This is a genomic window from Mesorhizobium sp. M0491 (genome assembly GCF_040321265.1).
Lineage (GTDB): Bacteria > Pseudomonadota > Alphaproteobacteria > Rhizobiales > Rhizobiaceae > Mesorhizobium.
Window position 1 is genome coordinate 1 of the sequence record NZ_JAMYRE010000043.1, and the last position, 22417, is coordinate 22417.

The 22417-nt window shown below is 63.9% G+C and carries 23 protein-coding genes; 17 read left to right on the top strand and 6 right to left on the bottom strand.

Going from position 1 to position 22417, the window contains the following annotated elements; all coding sequences use genetic code 11:
• Positions 1 to 141 precede the first annotated feature (141 nt).
• The 4 genes from NKI69_RS32610 to NKI69_RS32625 all read right to left on the bottom strand — a co-directional run bounded on the left by NKI69_RS32610 (position 142) and on the right by NKI69_RS32625 (position 2781).
• On the bottom strand, positions 142 to 660 hold the full coding sequence (locus NKI69_RS32610; RefSeq protein ID WP_023812487.1) for a YcnI family copper-binding membrane protein: 519 nt from the start codon (positions 658 to 660) through the stop codon (positions 142 to 144).
• A gap of 30 nt (positions 661 to 690) precedes the next feature.
• Positions 691 to 1230 (bottom strand): copper chaperone PCu(A)C, encoded by a 540-nt coding sequence (locus tag NKI69_RS32615; RefSeq protein ID WP_352440836.1) that lies wholly within the window; start codon positions 1228 to 1230, stop codon positions 691 to 693.
• Positions 1231 to 1327: 97 nt separating this feature from the next.
• Entirely contained in the window at positions 1328 to 1684 is a 357-nt protein-coding gene (locus NKI69_RS32620; protein ID WP_352723353.1) for a hypothetical protein, read from the bottom strand.
• Positions 1685 to 1878: 194 nt separating this feature from the next.
• Positions 1879 to 2781, bottom strand: a complete 903-nt coding sequence (locus tag NKI69_RS32625) for a GntR family transcriptional regulator (RefSeq protein ID WP_023812484.1) — start codon at positions 2779 to 2781, stop codon at positions 1879 to 1881.
• 226 nt (positions 2782 to 3007) lie between these two features.
• On the opposite strand from NKI69_RS32625, the gene NKI69_RS32630 reads away from it, so the two are divergent.
• The 6 genes from NKI69_RS32630 (at position 3008) to NKI69_RS32655 (ending at position 10645) form a co-directional block, all read left to right on the top strand.
• Positions 3008 to 4513, top strand: coding sequence for a UxaA family hydrolase (locus tag NKI69_RS32630; RefSeq protein ID WP_352612911.1), 1506 nt, complete (start codon positions 3008 to 3010; stop codon positions 4511 to 4513).
• A 61-nt stretch (positions 4514 to 4574) separates the two neighbouring features.
• A complete protein-coding gene (locus NKI69_RS32635) occupies positions 4575 to 5573 on the top strand; it encodes an aldo/keto reductase (protein WP_023812482.1) in 999 nt (332 codons plus the stop codon).
• A gap of 300 nt (positions 5574 to 5873) precedes the next feature.
• Positions 5874 to 6866 carry an ABC transporter substrate-binding protein gene (locus tag NKI69_RS32640; RefSeq protein WP_023812481.1) on the top strand — a complete coding sequence of 331 codons (993 nt, stop codon included), beginning with the start codon at positions 5874 to 5876 and terminating at the stop codon, positions 6864 to 6866.
• Positions 6867 to 7046: 180 nt separating this feature from the next.
• Positions 7047 to 8600 (top strand): sugar ABC transporter ATP-binding protein, encoded by a 1554-nt coding sequence (locus tag NKI69_RS32645; protein ID WP_023812480.1) that lies wholly within the window; start codon positions 7047 to 7049, stop codon positions 8598 to 8600.
• Positions 8597 to 9562 carry an ABC transporter permease gene (locus NKI69_RS32650; protein ID WP_023812479.1) on the top strand — a complete coding sequence of 322 codons (966 nt, stop codon included), beginning with the start codon at positions 8597 to 8599 and terminating at the stop codon, positions 9560 to 9562. Before NKI69_RS32645 ends, NKI69_RS32650 begins: the two co-directional genes overlap by 4 nt.
• A 66-nt stretch (positions 9563 to 9628) precedes the next feature.
• Complete coding sequence (locus NKI69_RS32655) at positions 9629 to 10645, top strand: zinc-binding alcohol dehydrogenase family protein (protein WP_023812478.1); 1017 nt, start codon at positions 9629 to 9631, stop codon at positions 10643 to 10645.
• 279 nt (positions 10646 to 10924) lie between these two features.
• On the opposite strand, the gene phnF is transcribed toward NKI69_RS32655, so the two are convergent.
• Positions 10925 to 11674, bottom strand: a complete 750-nt coding sequence (phnF, locus tag NKI69_RS32660) for a phosphonate metabolism transcriptional regulator PhnF (RefSeq protein WP_023812477.1) — start codon at positions 11672 to 11674, stop codon at positions 10925 to 10927.
• A 132-nt stretch (positions 11675 to 11806) separates the two neighbouring features.
• Between phnF and phnG the strand changes: the two genes are divergently transcribed.
• The 3 genes from phnG to NKI69_RS32675 are packed head-to-tail and all read left to right on the top strand — an operon-like array spanning position 11807 to position 13993.
• Positions 11807 to 12268, top strand: a complete 462-nt coding sequence (phnG, locus tag NKI69_RS32665) for a phosphonate C-P lyase system protein PhnG (protein WP_023812476.1) — start codon at positions 11807 to 11809, stop codon at positions 12266 to 12268.
• Positions 12268 to 12879, top strand: a complete 612-nt coding sequence (gene phnH / locus NKI69_RS32670) for a phosphonate C-P lyase system protein PhnH (RefSeq protein ID WP_023812475.1) — start codon at positions 12268 to 12270, stop codon at positions 12877 to 12879. Before phnG ends, phnH begins: the two co-directional genes overlap by 1 nt.
• Position 12880: 1 nt before the next feature.
• Positions 12881 to 13993, top strand: coding sequence for a carbon-phosphorus lyase complex subunit (locus NKI69_RS32675; protein ID WP_023812474.1), 1113 nt, complete (start codon positions 12881 to 12883; stop codon positions 13991 to 13993).
• A 2-nt stretch (positions 13994 to 13995) separates the two neighbouring features.
• On the opposite strand, the gene NKI69_RS32680 is transcribed toward NKI69_RS32675, so the two are convergent.
• A complete protein-coding gene (locus NKI69_RS32680) occupies positions 13996 to 14199 on the bottom strand; it encodes a hypothetical protein (RefSeq protein ID WP_023812473.1) in 204 nt (67 codons plus the stop codon).
• A gap of 65 nt (positions 14200 to 14264) precedes the next feature.
• Here NKI69_RS32680 and NKI69_RS32685 point away from each other — a divergent pair, with 65 nt between their 5' ends.
• From NKI69_RS32685 to phnE (NKI69_RS32720), 8 genes are all read left to right on the top strand, one after another.
• Positions 14265 to 15233 carry an alpha-D-ribose 1-methylphosphonate 5-phosphate C-P-lyase PhnJ gene (locus NKI69_RS32685; protein WP_023812472.1) on the top strand — a complete coding sequence of 323 codons (969 nt, stop codon included), beginning with the start codon at positions 14265 to 14267 and terminating at the stop codon, positions 15231 to 15233.
• Complete coding sequence (phnK, locus tag NKI69_RS32690; protein ID WP_023760811.1) at positions 15230 to 16006, top strand: phosphonate C-P lyase system protein PhnK; 777 nt, start codon at positions 15230 to 15232, stop codon at positions 16004 to 16006. Before NKI69_RS32685 ends, phnK begins: the two co-directional genes overlap by 4 nt.
• 322 nt (positions 16007 to 16328) lie before the next feature.
• A complete protein-coding gene (phnL, locus tag NKI69_RS32695; protein WP_023812471.1) occupies positions 16329 to 17036 on the top strand; it encodes a phosphonate C-P lyase system protein PhnL in 708 nt (235 codons plus the stop codon).
• Positions 17033 to 17650 (top strand): DapH/DapD/GlmU-related protein, encoded by a 618-nt coding sequence (locus NKI69_RS32700; protein WP_128306073.1) that lies wholly within the window; start codon positions 17033 to 17035, stop codon positions 17648 to 17650. The genes phnL and NKI69_RS32700 overlap by 4 nt, the downstream gene beginning before the upstream one ends.
• Before the next feature lie 277 nt (positions 17651 to 17927).
• Positions 17928 to 18785: a phosphonate ABC transporter ATP-binding protein gene (gene phnC, locus NKI69_RS32705; protein ID WP_352723354.1), complete on the top strand. Its 858-nt coding sequence runs from the start codon at positions 17928 to 17930 to the stop codon at positions 18783 to 18785.
• Between the two features lie 92 nt (positions 18786 to 18877).
• Positions 18878 to 19786: a phosphonate ABC transporter substrate-binding protein gene (phnD, locus tag NKI69_RS32710; protein WP_352723355.1), complete on the top strand. Its 909-nt coding sequence runs from the start codon at positions 18878 to 18880 to the stop codon at positions 19784 to 19786.
• A gap of 57 nt (positions 19787 to 19843) precedes the next feature.
• A complete protein-coding gene (gene phnE / locus NKI69_RS32715) occupies positions 19844 to 20800 on the top strand; it encodes a phosphonate ABC transporter, permease protein PhnE (RefSeq protein ID WP_352723358.1) in 957 nt (318 codons plus the stop codon).
• A 2-nt stretch (positions 20801 to 20802) separates the two neighbouring features.
• Positions 20803 to 22170, top strand: a complete 1368-nt coding sequence (gene phnE / locus NKI69_RS32720) for a phosphonate ABC transporter, permease protein PhnE (protein ID WP_352555827.1) — start codon at positions 20803 to 20805, stop codon at positions 22168 to 22170.
• Positions 22171 to 22417 lie beyond the last annotated feature (247 nt).

Here is a 22417-nt window from a genome sequence, read left to right on the forward strand (position 1 = left end):
CCACCCGCCCCCACCCGGCGCGCCGCCCCGCGGCGGGGGGGTGGGTCCCCCGGGCGCGGGGGGGGGCGGGGGGGGGCTCCCCCCCCCCCCCCCCCCACACCCCCCGCCCCCCCCCCCCCCCGCCCCCCCCCGCCTTGGAGATCATTTCTTCGGCAACAGCTTGATGCCGGGTGCCGGGTTTTCCAGCGCGTCCTCATCCTGGCCGGCTGCCGGGATTTCGATCCAGCGGTCGGCGGCCCCATCGCATTCCTGCACAACCGGGAAGTAAAGCTTCTGGCCGACAGGGAGATCCGCCGTCAGCGTCGCGCGGAAGACGAACTCGTCGTAGAATTCATCTGGCAGGCTGCCGCCGCTCCAGTCGACCTCCTTGACCCCGTCGGCAACCGCCTGACCATAGAGCTGGTAGGATTTGTCGTACTTGCCCTTCTTGGTCTGCAGCGTCCAGCCAGGCTTCGGCATTGGCTTCACCGCGATCACCCCTTCCGGAATCTGCACGCGCACGGCGATCGTCGCCTTGCCCTCGCAACCATGCGGCACGCGCAAAACGGCCTTGTAGGTCGACCCAACGGCCGCTTCCTGCGTTTCGAACGTGATATGCGCGAAGGCGGCACTGGTTCCGAGCACGAGAAGTACTGCGGCCGACAAAAGATACTTGTTCATGATGGTCCCTCAAATTTCAAACTGGCCGGGTCAATTGGCGTGATCGTCCATGGCGCCACCGCCCATGCCTTCGACAGCGAAATCGACGCTGACGGCGCCGGCCTTTTCGAAGGTCAGGGTAGCGGAGAACTTTTCGCCCTGTTTGGGTTGCCGCTTCAGGCCGATGAACATCAAATGATAGCCGCCAGGCGCAAGGGCTACCTTGCCGCCGGCCGGAATTTCCAGGCCGCCGGCAACCGGCCGCATGGTCATGACGCCGTCCTTGACGCCCATCTGATGCAGCTCGGCCTTTTCAGAGACATCGGAGGAAATCGACACCAGCCGGTCCGGCGCACTGCCGTTGTTGGTGATGGTGAAATAGCCGCCGGCGACCTTGGCGCCGGCCGGCGTGGCGCGCGACCAGGGGTGGCCGATTTCGAGATCGCCAACCTTGAACTCATGCGCGAGGACGGACTGGGCGCCTGTGAACAGCAGCGCAAGAGCCAGCACGGCAATGCCGACACGCTCTTCGATGCCGCGTAGAATGCCGCCGGGCATAAGACGCGCGGCGTCAGGGAAAAAATAGGACATGGTTGCTCCATGAAGTGAAGGTCGCGCCGTTGCCGGTCGCGAGCAGTTTGATCTTTGGATGGGTACGCCCACGAAAGGTTCCGCCGGGCAAACAGGCTCAGGCCGTCAGCGGCGGCGCACGCGGGTTCGACGGCGAGCGCTCACGCGCAAAGTCGAGATGGATGACCGCCGGAAAAACAAAGGCGACCGTTTTGAAGGAAAGGCTGCCCAGCGCCAGGCCAGCACCGGGCGGCGGCGCAAAGGCCGCCGAAACCATGCTGCAGCCGAGCACGCAGCATGCCGGAAGATGGGACGGCGGCTGGTTGTCTAAGGGAAGCTGGGTTGCGCCCTCATGGGTGCAGATGACGTTGCCGAAGGCGTCGAGCTGCGATGCATTGGGACTGGTGCCGAAGGCGAATGCTCCGAGCGTCGACTGGAGCAACAGCAGATAGGCCGCGACCAGCGCGACCGGCATGCTCCACCGTCTCCTCGATACGCCCAAAGCCCTGCCTCTTAGCAGCAATGAACCATATCTAGCACGGCGCCGGCGGGTGGAAAATCGCCAAATCGCCGCGGCGCCAACGCGGCAGGCTCAATGCATGTCGCCCAAAAGTATAGCGGTTTTGGGACAACGACATGCATGAACAAGACACTGAACCGCGATGCGGTTCAGGATTTTTGCAGCGACCGGCTCTCCGGGATCGAGGTCAGCAATGTCTGGCGCGCCGACTTCAGGTGCTTGCGGCAAGCGGCGTCGACCTTGCCGAGATCGCGTGATTTCAGCGCCTCTATGTAGACCAGATGCTCACCGATCGCGACTTCGTTGCGCTCGCGTTCCTGCGCCTTGTTCCACTGGTAATGGTAGTGGAAGATCATGGCGATGACATCGTAGAAATCGACGATGAAGCGGTTGCGCGACGCCCGGTGGATGAGCCGGTGGAAGCGCTCGTCGAGTTCGGAGAACTCGGTGAAGCGGGTGGCGATGTCGTTTGCCAACTGGCGATGCTCGTCTTCCAGACGGTCGAGATCGGTCCAGACCGCGCTGTCCTGCGGTAAAACGGCAAAGGCAGCCGCCGAGCGCAGTTCGAACATTTCGCGGATTTCGGTCAGCTCCAGCGCGAAGGCGCGGGTAAAACCCTTCAGCACCCAGTGACTGTTGCGACGCTTCTCGATCAGGCCGAAGCGGGAGAAGCGGATCAGGAACTCGCGCACGCTGGTGGTGCCGACGCCGATCTCACGCGCCAGTTCGAGTTCGTTGATCTGCATGCCGGCTTCGGCACCGCCGGCGAGCAGCCGACGCATGAACGACCGTTCGATGATCTCGGCCAGCGTGTCGGTCTCCTCCTCGGGGAAGAAATCATCGGGACGCGTCTCGCGCAGCACCGTCTTGGCGCGCTTGTTCCAGGCGATCAGCCCGGTCTCTTCCATGCGCGCCAGAATGGTGCGCACCGTGGTCCGGCTGACGCCAAGCAAGGTGCCCAGTTCCGGCTCCGAAGGCAGGCTGCGCGTTTCGTCGAGTAGCCGCAGGCAGCGGTTGTAGGCATCCTTGTAGACGTTGTTGCTCTTCGACATCCCTGATCCGTTGCACCCGTCGCTTGCCGCGGCCGGTTTGAAGCGCGATATGACGTTCCCATGGCCCTGAAAAGCGAATTCGCTTTCCGGAACACCCAAGGCATGCGGAACTCCCCAGTGAAAAAACAATTGACGCAAAACTGTTTTTTCACGATAAAAGACAATATCGCTAAACAGACGCGTGTCAATCCGTCCGCGCAACCCAGGATCACCCAGGAAACCGCCCGTGAACGCCTCCAACTGCATTCTTCTGTCCCCCGCCGACAATGTCGCCGTCGCCAACGGCCGCGTCGAGATCGGCACCGCGCTGCCGGGCGGTGCCGTCGCCAGTGTGTTGGTCGAGCCCGGCCACAAGGTGGCGATCAAGCCGATCGCCGCCGGCGAGGCCGTGGTGAAATACGCCCAGGCGATCGGTCGCGCGACACAGGATATTGCGGCGGGCGAGCACGTGCATTCGCACAATCTGGTGTTCGAATCCGGCCGCTTGCCGGTCGTGCCGCCGAGCGAGGCCGAGCACGCGACGGAGGCCGACCGCGCCCGCACCTTCATGGGCTATCGCCGCGCCGATGGCCGCGCCGGCACGCGCAACTTCATCGGCATCGTCGCCAGCGTCAATTGCTCGGCCACCGTCTGCCATTCCATCGCCGACACCGCCAACCGCACGCTTTTGCCGAAATACCCCGGCATCGACGGCTTCGTGCCGATCGTGCACGGCCAAGGCTGCGGCATGAGCGGCACCGGCGACGGCATGATGGTGCTGCACCGTACACTCGCCGGCTACGCCCGCCACCCGAATTTCGGCGGCGTGCTGATGGTCGGCCTCGGCTGCGAGGTCAACCAGCTCACCCTCTACGGCCAAAAGGGCGTCGCTGCCGGCAAGCGCCATTTCAACATCCAGGACGCCGGCGGATCGCGCAAATCGGTGGAAAAGGCGATGGACGTGCTGGCCGAGATCGCCGAGGAAGTGGGCCAGCTGAAGCGTGAGCCGATCCCGGTCAGCGAGATCGTCGTCGGCCTGCAATGCGGCGGCTCCGACGGCATGTCGGGCATTACAGCCAATCCGGCGCTCGGCGCGGCTGTCGATATCCTGGCTGGCGTCGGCGGCATCGGCATCCTCTCCGAGACGACGGAGATCTACGGCGCCGAGCATCTGCTTGCCTACCGCGCGGCAACGCCGGAGATCGCGCAGAAGCTCGACGGCTTCGTGAAATGGTGGGAGGACCACGTCGCCAAGCATGGCGCCTCGATCGACAACAATCCCTCGCCCGGCAACAAGCGCGGCGGCCTCACCACCATCCTGGAGAAGTCGCTCGGTGCGGTCGCCAAGGGCGGCCAGACGCCGCTCAACGGCGTCTTCGGCTACGCCGAAAAAGTCACTGGCAGCGGCTTGGTGTTCATGGACACGCCCGGCTACGACCCGGTTTCGGCGACCGGCCAGGTGGCGGGCGGCGCCAACGTCATCGTCTTCACCACCGGCCGTGGCTCCTGCTTCGGCTGCCGTCCGACGCCGTCGATCAAGGTCGCCACCAACTCGACCATGTACCACCAGATGGAGGAGGACATGGACGTCAATTGCGGCGTCATCGCCTCGGGTGAAAAGACCATCGCCGGCATGGGCCGCGAGATCTTCGAACTGATCGTCGAAACGGCTTCCGGCCGCAAGACCAAGAGCGAGGACTTCGGCTACGGCGACAACGAGTTCGTGCCCTGGCATCTGGGCGCAACACTTTAGATTTTACTGATATAAAGTAGACTGCGCGCCGGCCAGTTGGCTGGCCACGGGGAGGTTGTGCATGGAAAGACGCCGCATCGGCCAGACAGCGCTGGAAGTCACCGAGGTCAGCTTTGGCGGCGCTGCACTTGGCGGCCTTTACCGCGCCTGTTCGCGCGAAGCGGCGATGGAGACGCTGCAGGGCGCCTGGGATGCCGGCCTGCGCTATTTCGACACCGCACCCTTTTACGGTTTCGGACTGTCGGAGCGCCGCTTCGGCGACTTCCTGCGCTACAAGCCGCGCGATTCCTATGTGCTGTCGACCAAGGTCGGCCGGCTGTTCCGCCCGGTGTCGGAGGATCAGGTTCCCGATCACTCCTATGTCGATCCGCTGCCCTTCGCGCTCGACTACGACTATTCCTACGACGGCATCATGCGGTCGGTCGAGTTCAGCTATGCGCGGCTTGGCCTAAACAGGATAGACATCCTGTTTGTCCACGACATCGGCGCCTACACCCATGGTGTCGAGAAGACCAAGCTGCACTTTCGCGACCTGATGGACGGCGGCCTCAAGGCACTCGAAGAGCTGAAACGGTCCGGCGTCATTTCCGCCTATGGGCTTGGCGTCAACGAGGTGCAGATCTGTCTGGACGTGATGCGCGAGGCGCCGCTCGACTGCATCCTGCTCGCCAGCCGCTATTCCTTGCTCGACCGCAGTGCCGAAGCGGAGTTGCTGCCCCTATGCCGGGCGCGGCAGACCTCCTTGGTCATTGGCGGCGTGTTCAACTCCGGCATCCTGGCGACCGGACCGGTGCAAGGCGCACATTTCGACTACCGCCCTGCCAGCCATGACGTGCTCGACCGCGTCGGCGCAATGGAGAGGATCGCCGCCGAGGGTGGCTATCCGCTCGCCGCCGCCGCGTTCCAATTCCCCTTGCATGAACCTGCCGTCGCCACCGTGCTGACCGGCACCGCCAAGCTGGCGAACCTGACGCGTAACCTCCAACTGCTCGACATCGACGTGCCGGAGACGGAATACGCCAGATATCGTCCCCACACGCTGGTGCAGGAGCTGGCGTGAAACTTCATATTCTTGCGGTCACACGAAGGAATGGATATTCCATATTGACGAAATGGTGGAATTAATATTCCATACATTCCCGGAATGGAACGGAAGCGTGACGGCGTCGATGGGGAGCAGCGCGGTGGATTTGCTTCTGCCAGACCTCGCAAGGACTGATCAAACACCGCTTGCATCGATCTGTTCGATGCATTATCAAAACATGGCAATTGTTTTTTATTGATAAAGTTCTGTTTGGGCCGCGCCTATCCGGACGGAGCTTCCGTAACGTTCACCGGGCGACTTTAGGGAGGAAACCTCATGAAATTCGCGACCAGCATTCTCAACCGCCGCGCCGTCATGGCGCTGGCAGCAGCTTCGATGCTCGCCGGCGTCATGCATTCGGCGCCGGTTTCGGCGGCGGACGTCACCATTCCGATCATCGTCAAGGATACCACGTCGTTCTACTGGCAGATCGTTCTGGCCGGCGCCCGCAAGGCCGGCAAGGATCTCGGCGTCAACGTGCCGGAACTCGGCGCCCAGGCTGAAACCGACGTCAACGGCCAGGTCTCGATCCTCGAGAACGCCGTTGCCAGCAACCCGGCGGCCATCGTCATTGCGCCGACCGAGTTCAAGGCGCTTGGCAAGCCGATCGATGAAGCCGCTGCCAAGGTCAAGGTCATCGGCATCGACTCCGGCGCCGACTCCAAGGCCTTCACCTCGTTCCTGACCACCGACAACGTCCAGGGCGGCCGCGTCGCTGCCGACGGCCTCGCAGCCGCCATCGGCGCCGCCAACGGCGGCAAGATCGAGGGCGACGTCGCCCTGATCACCAACGCACCGGGCGCCGGCTCGCTCGAACAGCGCAAGCAGGGCTTCACCGAACAGCTGGCCGCCAAATATCCGGGCCTCAAGCTGGTCGCCGATAAATATGCCGACGGCCAGGCCACCACCGGCCTCAACATCGCCACCGACCTGATCACCGCCAACCCGAACCTCAAGGGCATCTTCGCTTCCAACCTGATCATGGCGCAGGGCGTCGGCCAGGCTGTCGCGGAAAACAGCCTTGGCGGCAAACTGGCGCTGGTCGGTTTCGACAGCGACGAGAAGCTGATCAAGTTCCTCAACGACGGCGTCATTTCCGCCCTCGTCGTCCAGGATCCGTACCGGATGGGCTATGACGGCATCAAGACCGCACTCGCCGCCTCCAAAGGCGAAAAGGTCGAAGCCAATGTCGACACCGGCGCCAATCTGGTGACCAAGGACAACATGAAAGACCCCAAGATCGACGCGCTGCTCAATCCGAAGCTCTGAGCCGCATCCGCAATCGTCTCCGGGGCACCTCGCCCCGGAGACACAAGCTGCCGCACAAACGGCTTGGCAATCCGCACGCCTGAGCTAGGCTGTTTTCGAGGCATATCCTTGCCTCGCCGCGTGCCAATCGTGAGGCCAGCCTGGGAAGCCAATCCGGGAGGCCAATCTGGGAGGATTGTCATGATTTCGACGGCGCAGGAACTGCATCCCACACCCGTTCTGGAACCGGGGCGGACCATCCTCGAATTGCGCGGGCTGGAGAAGCGCTATCCCGGCACCCACGCGCTGAAGCCGGTCGACCTCGCCTTCAAGTCCGGTGAGATACACGCCATCGTCGGTGAGAACGGCGCCGGCAAATCCACGCTCATCAAGCTTCTGACCGGCGTCATGCCGCGCACCTCCGGAGAGATCGCCTGGGAGGGCCAACCGGCCGCCCTGGCGACGCCGCACGAGGCGATGGCGCTCGGCATCAATGCCGTGCACCAGGAAGTCGTGCTGTGCCGTCACCTGACTGTCGCCGCCAACATGTTCCTAGGCGAGGAGAATTCACGCTTCGGCATCCTGCAGCAGCGCGCCATGGTCAGGCAGGCGCAGACGATCATCGACGATCTCGGCTTCGACCTGCCGGCGCATGTCACCCTTGGCGACCTGACCATCGGCCAGCAGCAGTTGATAGCCGCCGCCCGCGCCACCGTGCGCGGCACCAAATTCCTGATCTTCGACGAGCCGACCGCCTACCTCACCCGCAAGGAGGCCGACCAGCTCTTCACCTTGATCCGTCGGCTGAAGGATGAAGGCGTGACGATCATCTACATCAGCCACCGCATGGAGGAAGTGTTCGAGCTCGCCGACCGTGTTTCCGTGCTGCGCGACGGCACGCTGGTCGGCACCCGCAACATCGCCGAGACCAACGATGCCGAGCTGGTCAAGATGATGATCAACCGCTCGATCGAGCAGGTCTATCACAAGGAGCATTTCACGCCGGGCGCCGCCATTATCGAGGCGAGAAGCCTGTCCGGCAAGGGCTTCGAAAATGTCTCGATGACGGTCCGCGCCGGCGAGATCGTCGGACTCTATGGCCTGATCGGCGCCGGACGCAGCGAGTTCGTCACCACGCTTTACGGCCGCCACCGCAAATCCGCCGGCCAGATCCTCTGGGAAGGCAAGGAGGTGCAGGTCAATTCCGAGCATGACGCGATCAAGCTCGGCATGGCGCTGGCGCCGGAAAGCCGCCGCGACCAGGGCCTCTGCCTCAACCTGCCGGTCGGCTTCAACCTCAACCTGCCGATCTACAAGCGAATCTCGAACAATCTGCTGATTTCGAGCACGCAGGAGAAGACGCAAGCTGATCGCCAGATCGCCGATCTGCGCATCAAGACACCGACGCGCGGCGCGCTGGCATCCAGCCTGTCGGGCGGCAATCAGCAGAAGATCGTCATCGGCAAATGGCTGGCGCACGGCGCCAAGCTGTTCATCTTCGACGAACCGACGGTCGGCGTCGATGTCGGCACCAAGGCCGAGATCTACCGCCTGTTCGGCGCACTTTTGTCAAAGGGCGCCGGCATCATCCTGATCTCGTCCTATCTGCCGGAAGTCTATGAACTCGCCGACACGCTGCATGTGTTCCGGCGCGGCAAACTGGTGGCGACGCACGGTTTTCACGCCGCCAGCCACGAGGATATTCTTACTCAGGCGCTCGCCGAGAAACAAGAAAAGCTGGGAGGACAAATATGAGCACCGAGGCGATTGCCGTCGAAAAACCGAAGCGCAACTATAATGTCCTGTTTGGGCTGACGCTTTTGGCGCTGCTGGTTCTGCTCTGGATCCTTCTCTCCGTGGCGACGACGAGCTTCGCCTCCGCCAACAACATGGCCAATCTCTTGCGCCAGGGCTCGATGATCGCCATCATGGCGGTCGGCCAGACTTTCGTCATCATCACCGGCGGCATCGACCTGTCGGTCGGCGCCGTGGTCGGTTTCGCCACCGTGGTCGTGGCCATGATGATCAATGCCGGCTTCCCCATCTGGCTCGCCATTCTGGTGACGCTGCTGGTCGGCGTCGCCATCGGCATGTTCCACGGCTTCGGCATCGTCAAGATGGGCCTGCCGCCCTTCATCATCACGCTGGCAACGCTGACCTCGCTGCGCGGCATCGGCCTTTTGATGACCAACGGCAATTCGATCAACATCAACAGCGACACCTTCACCGCCTTCTCGCGCAATTCCTTCATCGGCATCCCCAACCTGTTCTGGATGGTGATCCTGGTCGGCATTCCGGCCTATATTTTCCTGCACCACAGCCGCTGGGGCCGATACCTGTTTTCGGTCGGCTCCAACGCCGAGGCCTCGCGCCTGTCCGGCGTCAATGTCCAGCGCACCATCTACATGGCCTACACGCTGTCGGGCCTGTGCGCCGCCTTTGTCGGCGTGCTGCTGGCGGCCCGCATCGGCATCGGCAACCCGACGCAGGCCGAGGGCTGGGAGCTGCAGGCGATCGCGTCTTCGGTCATCGGCGGCACCTCGCTGTTCGGCGCCGTCGGCTCGGTGCATGGGCCGCTGCTCGGCGCCTTCATCCTGGCCACCATCAACAACGGCGCCAACCTGCTCAACGTCAACTCGTTCTGGCAGCGCATCATCACTGGCGCGCTGATCATCATCATCGTCTACTTCGACGGCCTGCGCCGCCGCGGCAAGTAGCGATCCCGCAATCAACCGCCGGCCCGCCACACCAACGGGCCGGCGATTTCATGACTGGATTAGCGCATGAAAGCCGTCCTCTGCCGTTCGCCCGGCGATCTTGTCCTTGAAGACCGGCCCGCACCAGAGGCACCGCCTCCCGGCTGGGCGCTGGTGGCGGTCAGCCATGTCGGCATCTGCGGCACCGACTACCACATTTTCGAGGGCAAGCACCCCTTCCTCGCCTATCCCCGCATCATGGGCCATGAGGTGTCGGGAACGATCGTCGAGGCCGGCGACGGCGTCGATCTTGCCGTTGGTGAGCCCGTGGTGATCAACCCCTATCTTTCCTGCGGCAAGTGCATCGCCTGCCGGCACGGCAAGCCCAATTGCTGCGTCAGGATCGAGGTCTTGGGCGTGCATCGAGACGGCGCCATGTGCGAACGGATTCTGGTGCCGGCGCAAAATCTCTATCCCGCCAACGGCCTTTCGCTGGCCGACGCCGCCGCAGTCGAGTTCCTGGCCATCGGCGCGCATGCAGTGCGGCGCGCCCGCGCCGACCCCGGCGCCCGCACGCTGGTCATCGGCGCTGGCCCGATCGGGCTCGGCACCGCCATCTTCGCCCGCATCGCCGGGCTCGACGTGACGCTGCTCGACATGAGCAGTGAAAGGCTCGCCTTCGCCGCAAATGAGCTTGGTTTCCAGACCCTCGACGGGTCGCGCGGCGCGGTGCCCGATCTGGTCAAGGGAGCGACATCAGGCGAAGGCTTCGATGTCGTCTTCGACGCCACCGGCAACACCCAATCGGTGCAGTCGGCTTTCGCCCATGTCGCGCATGGCGGAACGCTGGTGCTGGTCTCCGTCGTCAAGGACGACATCAGCTTTTCCGATCCGGAATTCCACAAGCGCGAGATGACGCTGATCGGCAGCCGCAACGCGCTGCGCGCCGACTTCGATCACGTCGCCGCCTCGATCCGCAACGGCGCCGTGCCCCTGGCCAAGCTCGTCACACACCGCACCACACTCGCCGGCACGCCGCGCGATCTCGCCCGCTGGGCACACGAGAAATCCGGCCTGATCAAGGCTGTGATCGAGGTCGGATAGAGGCGCCTGTTCGACACGAATTCGGAGATCGTTGAGCGCCCAACTTGGTAGATCTGATGCTTTGGCGACTAGCCGCAACATCCATCGCTTCGTCATCCTATGGCGGAGCGAGGAGCGAAGCGACGCGGCGCAGACCATAGGATCCATGCCGTGACCTGAGAGCGTTGCTTCGGTGCAGAATTCTGCGCCGCTGCGCTCTTCGCCCGAGATCGCGGCATGGATCCTTGGGTCTCCGCGACGGAGCTGCGCTCCTGCTTCGCCCAAGGATGACGACGTTAGCTACAGCGCCGACAGCTTCAGCTCCACCCGCTCGGCCGGGAAGCGCGACTCGGAAAACTGGATCGGCTGGCCGTCCGGCGTGACGTTGACGGCAACCGTGACCAGCACGATGGCGCCCGGCAGCAGGTCGAGGTCGGCAAGGTCCGCCGCATCGGCATGGCGCGCCGACAGCACGGTCGATTGCCGGAGATAGTCGTCGATGCCGAAACGCGCCAGCGATGCGGTGATCGAGCCGGTTTGCGCCATCGCGGCATCGATGCCGGCAAAGCGCCGGGCCTCGAACCAGCCGGCAGCACGCGACACCGGCCGTCCGTCGGCTTCGCCGCGCGTTTCCAACCGGATCACATCGGCTCCCCTGGCAAGGCCAAGGCCCTCGGCAACGCGCTGGCTGGCCGGCTCGATCGACGAGGCGAGCAGGACGATGTGCCGTTCCGTCGTTTGCCCTTGCAGCCCTGTCGAAAAGCGTGTGCGCGCGCCGATCGGATAGGACAGCCGCTTGCGCGACAGTACGAAGGTGCCGCGCCCCTGCTCGGCCCGCAGCACGCCTTCCCTTACAAGGGCCGATATGGCGCTGCGCACCGTGTGACGGTTGACGCCATAGCGTTCTGCCAGCGCCACCTCCGGCGGCAACGCTGCATTCTCCGTGAAATCGCCGATGGCGATCGCATGCAGGATCTTGTCGGCGATCTGCCGCCACAGCGAAACGCCACTGCGCCGCTCGATGCTGTCCGCTGCCAGCCGCCCGACTATCATTGCCCCAACCTTCCAGCGCCCAGTCTTATATCGCTGTCATCCACCCGTCATGGACACGCATTAGATAATAGGTATAATTTGTATAGTTGTCTATATCAATAGACAAATTGACAAAGAGGAATGCTGCTGATGCGAGGACAGGAAGCCCGCGACCAGGCCGAGCGCAAGGCCGCCATGGCGACACTGGCGCAATCCAGCGGCGATGACATCGTCCGGCTCTGGAATGAAGCCGGATTGCCTTCGGAAGCAGAACTGCTGCGCGGCCCCGAGACCGGGCTGGTCACCGTGCGCGGCCGCATCGGCGGCGGCGGCGCGCCCTTCAACGTCGGCGAGGCGACCGTCACCCGCGCCACCGTCCGGCTGCCCTCCGGGCAGGTCGGACATTGCTATGCGCTTGGCCGCGACAAGCAGAAGGCGAAGCTGGCGGCCATCGCCGACGCGCTGTGGCAGGACCCTGCCCGCCGCAATGAAGTCGAGACCGGACTGATAGCGCCCCTGCGGTCGGCTCTGACCGCAGCGCATGAAAAACGCCGCGCCGAGACGGCGGCAACGAAGGTGGATTTCTTCACCATGGTTCGCGGAGAAGACTGATGGACATTGCAGCGCAATCGATAGAGGGCGGTTTCGCCGATCCGGTCTTCAATGCCCAGACGGTGTTCCGCGCCGTCATGGACGCAATGGCGCGGCCAGGCAGCGTGCAGCCGCTGCCGGCCTTCGCCCGCCCGCCGGCGCCGCTCTCGGCGGCCGCCGGCGCCATCGCACTGGCGCTGTGCGATAACGACACCCCGCTCTGGCTCGACCCGGCCCTGCAAGCTTCCACCGCGATCAGATCCTGGCTTGGGTTCCACACCGGCGCGCCCGTGGCCAACACACCGGCCGATGCGCATTTCGCCTTCATCGCGGCCCCGGCCGAGATGATGTCGCTCGATGGTTTTTCGCAGGGCACGCAGGATTATCCCGACCGTTCGACCACGCTGATCCTGCAAGTCGGCGATCTCGTCTCCGGCACGCCGCTGTTGCTTGAAGGTCCCGGCATCGAAACCAGCGCCACGATCGCGCCGGCACAGATGCCGCGCCATTTCGTCGAGCAGTGGAAACAGAACATCAAGCGCTTTCCCAGAGGCGTCGACATCATACTCGCCACCGCTGATGGCATTGCCTGCCTGCCGCGCACGACGCGCATCAAGACGATGGAGGCGTAAGATGTATGTCGCGGTGAAAGGTGGCGAAGCCGCAATCGCCAACGCCCACAGCCTGCTTGCCGACCGCCGCCGCGGCGACCGTTCGCTGCCGGCACTACGTCTCGACCAGATCGTCGAGCAGCTGGCGCTCGGCGTCGATCGGGTGATGAGCGAAGGCTCGCTCTATGATCGTGAACTGGCCGCACTCGCCATCGTCCAGGCGCGCGGCGACATGATCGAGGCGATCTTCCTGGTGCGCGCCTATCGCACCACGCTGCCACGCTTCGGCTACTCCAGGCCCATCGACACCGCCGGGATGCTGGTCGAGCGACGTGTGTCGGCGACCTACAAGGATCTGCCCGGCGGCCAGTTGCTCGGGCCCACTTTCGACTACACCCACCGGCTGCTCGATCCCGAGCTTGCCGCCGGCGCTGACGTCGCCCAGCCCTTGCTGCGCGAGACGGAAGCGCAAGCCATGCCGCGCGTATCGGCGATCCTCGACCGCGAAGGCCTGATCGAACCCGACGGCGACATGCCGCAGGATCACGTCCCCGGCGACATCACCCGCGAGCCGCTCGAATTCCCGATGGCGCGCGACATCCGCCTGCAGGCGCTGTCACGCGGCGATGAAGGGTTTCTGCTGGCGCTCGGCTATTCCACCCAGCGCGGCTATGCCCGCAACCATCCCTTCGTCGGCGAGATCCGCATGGGCGAGGTCGAGCTCGAGCTCGACGTGCCCGAGCTGCCCTTCGCGGTGCCGCTCGGCACTGTCCGCGTCACCGAATGCCAGATGGTCAACCAGTTCAAAGGCTCGGCCAAGGCGCCGCCGCAATTCACCCGCGGCTACGGCCTGGTCTTCGGCCAGAGCGAGCGCAAGGCGATGGCGATGGCGCTGTGCGACCGGGCGCTGCGCGCGAAGGAGCTCGGCGAGGATGTCGTCGCCGCGGCCCAGGACGAGGAGTTCGTCATTTCGCATTCCGACAACGTCCAGGCGACCGGCTTCGTCGAACATCTGAAGCTGCCGCACTATGTCGACTTCCAGGCCGAACTCGACCTCGTGCGCCGTATGCGCGCCGAATACGACGCCCGCGGAAATGCCGACATGCTGGAAGACAAGAAGGAGGCGGCGGAATGAGCCTAGTCGCCCGACCCGCCATCACCGCCACCGCTGTCGTGCGAATGGTCGCCATGCCCGCCACTGTAGCCGCCGCCGATGCCAACGCTCTCGCCATGCGCGCCTTCCCTGGCTGCGGGAAAAACCATTCTTCGGAGGATAAACGCGACCACGCCGACGAACGCCAGCAGCAGAATTCCGATATGCAGCCAAGCGGTCTGGGTCATCCGATTTCGCCCCTGTTTCCGCGTCCTGGACGCCAATTCAATAGCACAATGTGGATGTGATCGCCATGACCGACATCGCCACCTACAACTTCGCCTATCTCGACGAGCAGACCAAAAGGATGATCCGCCGGGCGATCCTCAAGGGCATCGCCATTCCCGGCTACCAGGTGCCGTTTGCCTCGCGCGAAATGCCGATGCCCTATGGCTGGGGCACTGGCGGCGTCCAGGTCACGGCTTCGATCATCGGCCCGGACGATGTGCTGAAGGTCATCGACCAGGGCGCCGACGACACCACCAACGCGGTCTCGATCCGCGCCTTCTTCAAGAAGGTCGCCAACATCGCGGTGACCACTGATACCGCCAGCGCCACCATCATCCAGACCCGCCATCGTATCCCCGAACATCCGCTGACGGCGGGCCAGGTGCTTGTCTACCAGGTGCCGATCCCGGAACCCTTGCGCTTCCTCGAGCCACGCGAGACTGAAACGCGGAAAATGCATGCGCTGGAGGAATACGGCCTCATGCATGTGAAACTTTACGAGGACATCGCCAAACACGGCCGCATCGCCACCACCTATGCCTATCCGGTCAAGGTCGAGGGCCGCTATGTGATGGACCCGTCGCCGACGCCGAAATTCGACAATCCCAAGATGCACCGCTCACCGGCTTTGCAGCTGTTTGGCGCCGGGCGCGAAAAGCGCATCTACGCGGTGCCGCCCTTCACCGACGTGGTCAGCCTCGACTTCGAGGACCATCCGTTCGAGGTGCAGACCTTCGACCAGCCCTGCGCGCTGTGCGCGGCAGAGAATGTCTATCTCGACGAGGTCATCCTCGACGACCATGGCGGCCACATGTTCGTCTGCTCCGACACCGACCACTGCGAGAAGCGGCGCAACGCCCCTACCTCCCCCTTGTGGGGAGGTCGCGCCGAAGGCGCGGGTGGGGGTCTTGACCAATCCACGCCCCACTCAACCCCCACCCCGGCGCTGCGCGCCGACCCTCCCCGCAAGGGGGAGGGTAAGGAGATACAATGACCGACGAACCGCTGCTGCGCGTCTCGGCGCTCTCCAAATTCTACGGCTCGCGCGTCGGCTGCGACAACGTCTCCTTCGACCTGTGGCCGGGTGAAGTCCTGGCTGTCGTCGGCGAGTCCGGCTCCGGCAAGACGACACTGCTCAACTGCCTGTCGACCCGGCTGCTGCCCAGCTCCGGCACCGCCAGCTACCGCATGCGTGACGGCCAGTTCCGCGAACTCTACCGCATGAGCGAGGCCGAGCGCCGCTTCCTGATGCGCACCGACTGGGGTTTTGTCCATCAGAACCCCGCCGACGGCCTGCGCATGACGGTATCGGCCGGCGCCAATGTCGGCGAGCGGCTGATGGCGGTCGGCGACCGTCATTACGGCAAGATCCGCGCCACCGCGGTCGACTGGCTGTCGCGCGTCGAGATCGACGAGGACCGCATCGACGACGAGCCGCGCGCCTTTTCCGGCGGCATGCGCCAGCGCCTGCAGATCGCCCGCAACCTCGTCACCGGCCCGCGCCTGGTGTTCATGGACGAACCGACGGGCGGCCTCGACGTCTCGGTCCAGGCGCGCCTGCTCGACCTGCTGCGCGGGCTGGTCACCGACCTTGGTCTCGCGGCCATCGTAGTCACCCACGACCTTGCCGTGGCGCGGCTTCTGTCGCAGCGCATGATGGTGATGAAGGACGGCCGCGTCGTCGAAAGCGGTCTCACCGACCGCGTGCTCGACGACCCGCGCGCGCCTTACACGCAGTTGCTCGTTTCCTCGATTCTGCAGGTTTGACGATGAAGTCTCAAAGCGCGTGTTCGCGAAACCTTGGCGCGAGGCACCCCCCTCTGGCCTGCCGGCCATCTCCCCCGCAAGGAGGGAGATCGGCTGTCCCTGCTGCGTTCACCAATTACCAAGGCTGCAAGAAAAGCGCTGCGGGTGAAGCTGCCAATCTCCACCCTTGCGGGGGAGATGTCCGGCAGGACAGAGGGGGGTGCCTCGCGCCGACACCTCGCAAACACCCGCTTCGAGATTTCACCGTTATTCCGCACATGCAATTGCATTGGCCAGAGGGGGGTGCTGGCCCGCAAACCAACAGCGATTGGAGGACCTTCTGATGCCGACGCCCCTCGTTGTCTCAGACGTCGCCAAGAGCTTCACCATGCATCTGCGCGACGGCATCAAATTGCCTGTTATCGCCGGTGTCTCGTTCTCGATCAGGGCCGGCGAATGCACCGTGCTCGGCGGCCCGTCCGGTGCCGGCAAGAGCTCGATCCTGAAGATGCTCTACGGCAACTACGCCGTCGACGAAGGCCAGATCATCGTCAGCCACGATGACGGGCTGATCGACCTCGCCACTGCCAGCCCGCGCACCGTGCTTGCCGTGCGCCGGCAAACGATCGGCTATGTCAGCCAATTCCTGCGCACCGTGCCGCGCGTTTCGGCGCTGGATGTCGTCGCCGAACCGCTGGTCGAGCGCGGCGAGGATCGCGAGATTGCCCGCGGCAAGGCACGCGCCTTGCTGGCGCAGCTCAACCTGCCGGAGAAACTCTGGGCATTGCCACCTGCGACCTTCTCCGGTGGCGAGCAGCAGCGCGTCAACATCGCACGCGGCTTCATCACCGAGCATCCGATCCTGCTGCTCGACGAGCCGACCGCCTCGCTCGACGCCAAAAACCGCGATGTCGTGATTGAACTCATCGCCGCCAAGAAGGCGGCTGATGTCGCGCTGCTCGGCATCTTCCATGACCACGACGTACGCGAGGCGGTTGCCGACCGCATCATCGACGTCACCGCTTTCGCTCCCGGAAAAATCGCCGCATGACCAGGAAATTGTCCGAGACGCCGCTGGTCCATCCGACGGCGGATGTGCAGAATTCGACGCTCGGCCGCTGGACCGAGATCGCCGACCGCAGCCGGGTGTCGGAAAGCGAGCTTGGCGACTATTCCTACATGATGCAGGACTGCGCCGTCTGGTGCGCGACGATCGGCAAGTTCGCCAACATCGCCGCCAGCGTGCGCATCAACGCCACCAACCACCCGACCTGGCGGCCAACGCTGCACCATTTCACCTATCGCGCCTCGGACTACTGGGACGACGCCGAGCACGAGACAGAATTCTTCGCCCAGCGTCGCGCCAGGCGAGTCACCATCGGCCACGACACCTGGCTCGGCCACGGCTCGACCATCCTGCCCGGCGTCACCGTCGGTGACGGCGCGGCGATCGGCGCCGGAGCCGTCGTCTCGAAGGACGTCGCCCCCTACACCATCGTCGCCGGCGTGCCGGCCAAACCGATCCGTGAGCGCTTCGACCGCCGCACCGCCGACCGTTATCAGGCGCTTGCCTGGTGGGACTGGGATCATGCCAGGCTGCGCGCTTCGCTCGACGATTTCCGGGAACTATCGGCCGAGGCCTTCCTGGAAAAATACGAAGGATAATTCTTCACATCATCGTCATGGCAGCCACATGGCAGGACCTGTTCGATGACTCTCTCAAGCTTTTTCGAGCAGCAGGCTCCCGTGATCGAAATCAAAACTCCCGCCTTCTGCGGCTTCAGGGACATGGAGCACTTCGAGGACCTGCTGGCCCTGGGCCGGCCATAACTCCACACCTGTGGAGCGTAACAAAACTGACATCACCGCGACACGGCAGGTTCATGTGGCTGCGTTAGGCGAGTGCCTGACGATCAATATGGTCCAGACTGGAACCTGCCCCATGTCAGCAAATTCCGCCACGCTCGAAATCCGCGGTGTCAGCCGCCGATTTGGTAAGAACACCGCCGTCAGCGACATCAACATCGCCATCCCACAGGGTCAGATGGTTGGCATTATCGGCCGTTCGGGCGCCGGCAAATCGACCCTTCTTCGCATGATCAACCGTCTCATCGATCCCAGCCAGGGATCGATCTTTTTTGACGGCGCCGAGGTTTCCCAGTTGCGCGGCTCGCCGCTGCGGCGCTGGCAGCGTGACTGCGCCATGATCTTCCAGCAGTTCAACCTGGTGCCGCGCCTCGACGTGCTGACCAACGTGCTGCTCGGCAAGCTGAACCACCGTTCGACCATCACCAACCTGTTCGGCATGTTCTCGCGCGCCGAATGCGCCGAGGCGGTCGCGGCACTCGAGCGGCTCGACATTGCCCGCATCGCGCTGCAGCCCGCAGGCACCTTGTCGGGCGGCCAGCAGCAGCGCGTCGCCATTGCCCGCGCCATGATGCAGCAGCCCAAAGTGATCCTCGCCGACGAGCCGATCGCCTCGCTCGACCCGCTGAACGCCAAGGTGGTGATGGATTCGCTGCAGGACATCAATCTGCGCGACGGCATCACCGTCGTCACCAATCTTCACACGCTGGACACCGCCCGCACCTACTGCAACCGCATCATCGGCATGGCCGCCGGCAAGGTCGTCTTCGACGGCCCGCCGGAAGAACTCAACCGCGAGGCCGTGCGTCTCGTCTACGGCGCCGACAGCAATGGCCAGGAAATCTCCGAGGCCATCACCTCGACCAGCGTTGCCTTCAGCCGAAAGATCGCCGCATCCGCCGGACCGCTCGAGCCCGCATTCCCGGGATACTGAGAGCGGCCTGGATCGACAGCCCGCGTCAAGGGCACCTGTCAAAATCGAGAACGCTGCCGGCGCGGGGCCGGAACCTACAGGAGAGATTACAGATGTTCAGGAAGATGGTTTTCAGCGCCGTTTCGGTGCTCGCCATGGCGACCAGCATGGCCCATGCCGCCGACATGAAGGAATTTCGCGTCGGCATCCTCGGCGGCGAAAACGAAACCGACCGGCTGCGCAACTACCAGTGCCTCGCCGACCATCTGAAGGCCGAATTCGGCTTCGAAAAGGTTTCGCTGTTCCCCGCCGCCGACTATGACGGCGTCATCCAGGGCCTGCTTGGCGGCACGCTCGACTTCGCCGAACTCGGCGCTTCCGGCTACGCCAGCATCGCTCTCAAGGACCCGAAGGCGGTCACCCCGATCCTCACCACCCAGCAGACCGACGGCGCCACCGGCTACTATTCGATCGGTCTGGCGCTGAAATCCTCGGGGATCACCGATATCAAGTCGGCCAAGGGCAAGAAGCTCGGCTACGCCGATCCGGATTCGACCTCCGGCTATCTGATCCCGCTGACCCAAATCCCGAAGGACACCGGCGCTTCGAACGAAACCTTCTTCGCTTCGACCCAGTTCAACGGCGGCCATGAGAACAACGTTCTGGCCGTGCGCGACGGCAAGGTCGATGTGGCGGTGGACGATTCCTCCGGTATCGGCGACTTCAAGGACGGCTACACCTCGGGCACCTTCCACAAGGAAGTCGCCAAGGGCGCCGTCGACCCCAACGACTTCGTCGAAGTCTGGCGCTCGGGCCTGATCCCGAACGGCCCGCTGGTCGTGCGCACCGCGCTCGGCGACGAGATGACCGCCAAGCTCGCCAACTTCTTCACGCAGTTGCCGAAGAAGGACAAGGCTTGCTTCGAAGGCGTCGAAGGCGGCGACTTTACCGGCTACGTCCCGGTTAAGGCGGACTTCTACAACGTCATCGTCGAAGCCCGTAAGGCAGCCATTGGCGGCTAACGGCGAAATCAGGAAGGGCGGCGTCGAGAAAACGCCGCCCTTCTTGCATGTCCGATCATGACCCTTTCCGTGACAGCCCCTTCCGGCGCCACTCACCAGATGGCCGACGCCTGGCGTCGCCAGACGTCCTTGCGCCGGCTCTACACCGCCATCGGTGTCGGCCTTCTCATCATCGCGCTCGGCAGCACAATGTGGTTCGCCGACGAGGCCAATGCCGGGCATTTCTTCGACCGGTTGCCGCATTTGCTGGACTTCCTGAGCTGGCTCGTCCCCAAGGACTGGAACGATGTCTGGCGGGCGATGTTCGACATCGCTTCCCCGCATGACACCGGCACCCAGGAATTCAACTTTCCGCTTGGCCGCTCCTATGTCTGGGGCAGCTTCTACATCCCCGAATATTTCGAGCTGATGCTGACCACGCTCAACGTGGCGCTGGTCTCGACCTTCATCGGCTTCGTCTTCGCCGTGCCGTTCTCCTTCATCGCGGCGCGCAATCTGACGCCGCATCCGGTGCTGCGGCAGATCGTCAAGCGCCTCATGGAGCTGCTGCGCGCCTTTCCCGAGATCGTCATCGCCGGCCTGTTCGCCGCCATCGTCTCGATCGGCCCGATCGCTGCCATCATCGCCATCGGCCTGCATTCGATCGGCGCGCTGGGCAAGCTGTTCTACGAGATCAACGAGAACATCGACATGCGCGCCGAAGAGGGCCTGAGGGCTGTCGGCGCCAACTGGTTCGAGCGGGTGCGCTTTGCCGGCCTGCCACAGGTGCTGCCCAACTTCATGTCCTACACGCTGCTGCGTGTTGAGATAAATGTCCGCATTTCCACCATCATGGGCGCGGTCGGCGGCGGCGGCATCGGCGAGGAGTTGAAGCTGTCGATCTCGCGCGGCTTCGGCGCCAAGACGATAGCCCTCGTGCTGCTCCTGTTCACGACGATCTTCATCGTCGACCAGTTCTCCGCCTGGCTGCGCCGCAAGCTGGTCGGCGAGCAGGCTTTCGTGGTGGGGGCTTGACCATGGCTGCCTTGACCGCCGATCAAATCCAGTCGATCGAAGAGCGCTTCCCGCAGGTGTTCCAGCGGCCGTTCCACAAGCGCTTCGGGCCGCTGATGCTGCTTGGCGGCATCTTCCTCTACCTGCTCTATGCCTTGTGGTTCTTCAACCTGCCGCAGGTCATGCGGGAATCGCACTGGGAGCGGCTGCCGCTGTTTCTGACCCAATGGATCAGCTACGACGTGCAGCCGATCTTCCGCCTCGACGAAACGCGGATCACCGCCAAATATCCACGCTTCTCGGTGCTCGGCCCGAACCCAGATCCGGACTGGGTCAAGACCAATGCCGATGGTTCGGTGACGGTCCTTATCGACGGCGCCGCCAAGTCGGTCACCTTCAGCAAGACGCAAGCGACGATAACTGCCAATGGTGAGACCGTTGCGGTCGTGCTTGGCACCGGCAAGCCGCTGATCTCGGGGCCGGTTCCCGGCTGGATCACCGCGCATGAAGATGAGGTCGTCGCCGACATGGGCTTTGCCGGCGAGGCCCGTGTCGCCGTTGACCGCGTCAGGATCCGAAAGCGATTTCTCGGCTGGGCAAACTTCGTCTTCGACACCCGCTCGCCGTTCTTCGGCAAGTCGGCAAGCGAAGTCGCCTCGCTGATCGTCTCCGGACCGGAACTGAAACCAGGCACGTCCAACCTGGCACTGGCTGGCGACAACATCTGGAACAACGCCCAGTGGCAGCATGGCGATGTCTGGACGAAGCTCCTGCAGACCATCGTCATGGCCTTTCTCGGCACCATGCTGGGCGGCATCGTCGCCTTTCCGCTGGCCTTCTTCGCCGCTCGCAACATCACGCCCAGCCGGCTGGTCAACCAGGTGCTCAAGCGCTTCTTCGACTTCATGCGCTCCATCGACATGCTGATCTGGGCGCTGTTCTTCACCCGTGCCTTCGGGCCGGGACCGCTGGCGGGCAGTGCAGCCATCTTCTTCACCGAGATCGGCACGCTCGGCAAAACCTATTCCGAGGCGCTGGAGAACATCGACGACAAACCGCGCGAGGGTATTACCTCGACCGGAGCCAACGGCCTTCTGGTGCAGCGCTACGGCGTGCTGCCGGAAGTGGTGCCGGTGTTCATCAGCCAGACGCTCTACCAGTGGGAATCCAACACCCGCGGCGCGACCATCATTGGCGCTGTCGGCGCCGGCGGCATCGGCCTGAAGCTGTGGGAAGCGATGCGCACCAACTCCAACTGGGCCAACGTCTTCTACATGGTGCTGCTGATCCTGGCCGTTGTCTTCATCTTCGACAACATCTCCAACTTCCTGCGCCGCCGGCTGAGCCAGACCATCCACGACTACAACAGGATCCAGGCCGAGCAGGGGTAGGCAACGGCTGCCGTCTCATGAGAAGCCGGCGGGACAGCACCCCCCTCTGTCCTGCCGGACATCTCCCCCGCAAGGGGGGAGATCAGATGTCCGTCGGCCTTCGCTAGTCTCCAGCGTTGGAAGGAAGGAGCCGCCAGCGGAACCGCCAATCTCCCCCCGTGTGGGCCCGTTGCGTTATTAAGTTATAGGGGCAAGGAGGGAGGGTCAGGCCAATGTGGGGTGCCTTGCGGCTCGGGTTTGAGGCCGG

Excerpts from the sequence above, each read along its gene's own strand:
- NKI69_RS32645 (WP_023812480.1), top strand. The coding sequence starts at position 7,047 with ATGATTTCGACGGCGCAGGAACTGCATCCCACACCCGTTCTGGAACCG.
- phnK (WP_023760811.1), top strand. The coding sequence starts at position 15,230 with ATGACCGACGAACCGCTGCTGCGCGTCTCGGCGCTCTCCAAATTCTAC.
- NKI69_RS32620 (WP_352723353.1), bottom strand. The coding sequence starts at position 1,684 with ATGCCGGTCGCGCTGGTCGCGGCCTATCTGCTGTTGCTCCAGTCGACG.
- NKI69_RS32640 (WP_023812481.1), top strand. The coding sequence starts at position 5,874 with ATGAAATTCGCGACCAGCATTCTCAACCGCCGCGCCGTCATGGCGCTG.
- NKI69_RS32635 (WP_023812482.1), top strand. The coding sequence starts at position 4,575 with ATGGAAAGACGCCGCATCGGCCAGACAGCGCTGGAAGTCACCGAGGTC.
- phnL (WP_023812471.1), top strand. The coding sequence starts at position 16,329 with ATGCCGACGCCCCTCGTTGTCTCAGACGTCGCCAAGAGCTTCACCATG.
- NKI69_RS32675 (WP_023812474.1), top strand. The coding sequence starts at position 12,881 with ATGTATGTCGCGGTGAAAGGTGGCGAAGCCGCAATCGCCAACGCCCAC.
- phnD (WP_352723355.1), top strand. The coding sequence starts at position 18,878 with ATGTTCAGGAAGATGGTTTTCAGCGCCGTTTCGGTGCTCGCCATGGCG.
- phnE (WP_352723358.1), top strand. The coding sequence starts at position 19,844 with ATGACCCTTTCCGTGACAGCCCCTTCCGGCGCCACTCACCAGATGGCC.
- phnG (WP_023812476.1), top strand. The coding sequence starts at position 11,807 with ATGCGAGGACAGGAAGCCCGCGACCAGGCCGAGCGCAAGGCCGCCATG.
- NKI69_RS32625 (WP_023812484.1), bottom strand. The coding sequence starts at position 2,781 with ATGTCGAAGAGCAACAACGTCTACAAGGATGCCTACAACCGCTGCCTG.
- NKI69_RS32655 (WP_023812478.1), top strand. The coding sequence starts at position 9,629 with ATGAAAGCCGTCCTCTGCCGTTCGCCCGGCGATCTTGTCCTTGAAGAC.
- NKI69_RS32700 (WP_128306073.1), top strand. The coding sequence starts at position 17,033 with ATGACCAGGAAATTGTCCGAGACGCCGCTGGTCCATCCGACGGCGGAT.
- NKI69_RS32680 (WP_023812473.1), bottom strand. The coding sequence starts at position 14,199 with ATGACCCAGACCGCTTGGCTGCATATCGGAATTCTGCTGCTGGCGTTC.
- NKI69_RS32610 (WP_023812487.1), bottom strand. The coding sequence starts at position 660 with ATGAACAAGTATCTTTTGTCGGCCGCAGTACTTCTCGTGCTCGGAACC.
- phnC (WP_352723354.1), top strand. The coding sequence starts at position 17,928 with ATGTCAGCAAATTCCGCCACGCTCGAAATCCGCGGTGTCAGCCGCCGA.
- NKI69_RS32650 (WP_023812479.1), top strand. The coding sequence starts at position 8,597 with ATGAGCACCGAGGCGATTGCCGTCGAAAAACCGAAGCGCAACTATAAT.
- NKI69_RS32615 (WP_352440836.1), bottom strand. The coding sequence starts at position 1,230 with ATGTCCTATTTTTTCCCTGACGCCGCGCGTCTTATGCCCGGCGGCATT.
- phnH (WP_023812475.1), top strand. The coding sequence starts at position 12,268 with ATGGACATTGCAGCGCAATCGATAGAGGGCGGTTTCGCCGATCCGGTC.
- NKI69_RS32685 (WP_023812472.1), top strand. The coding sequence starts at position 14,265 with ATGACCGACATCGCCACCTACAACTTCGCCTATCTCGACGAGCAGACC.
- phnE (WP_352555827.1), top strand. The coding sequence starts at position 20,803 with ATGGCTGCCTTGACCGCCGATCAAATCCAGTCGATCGAAGAGCGCTTC.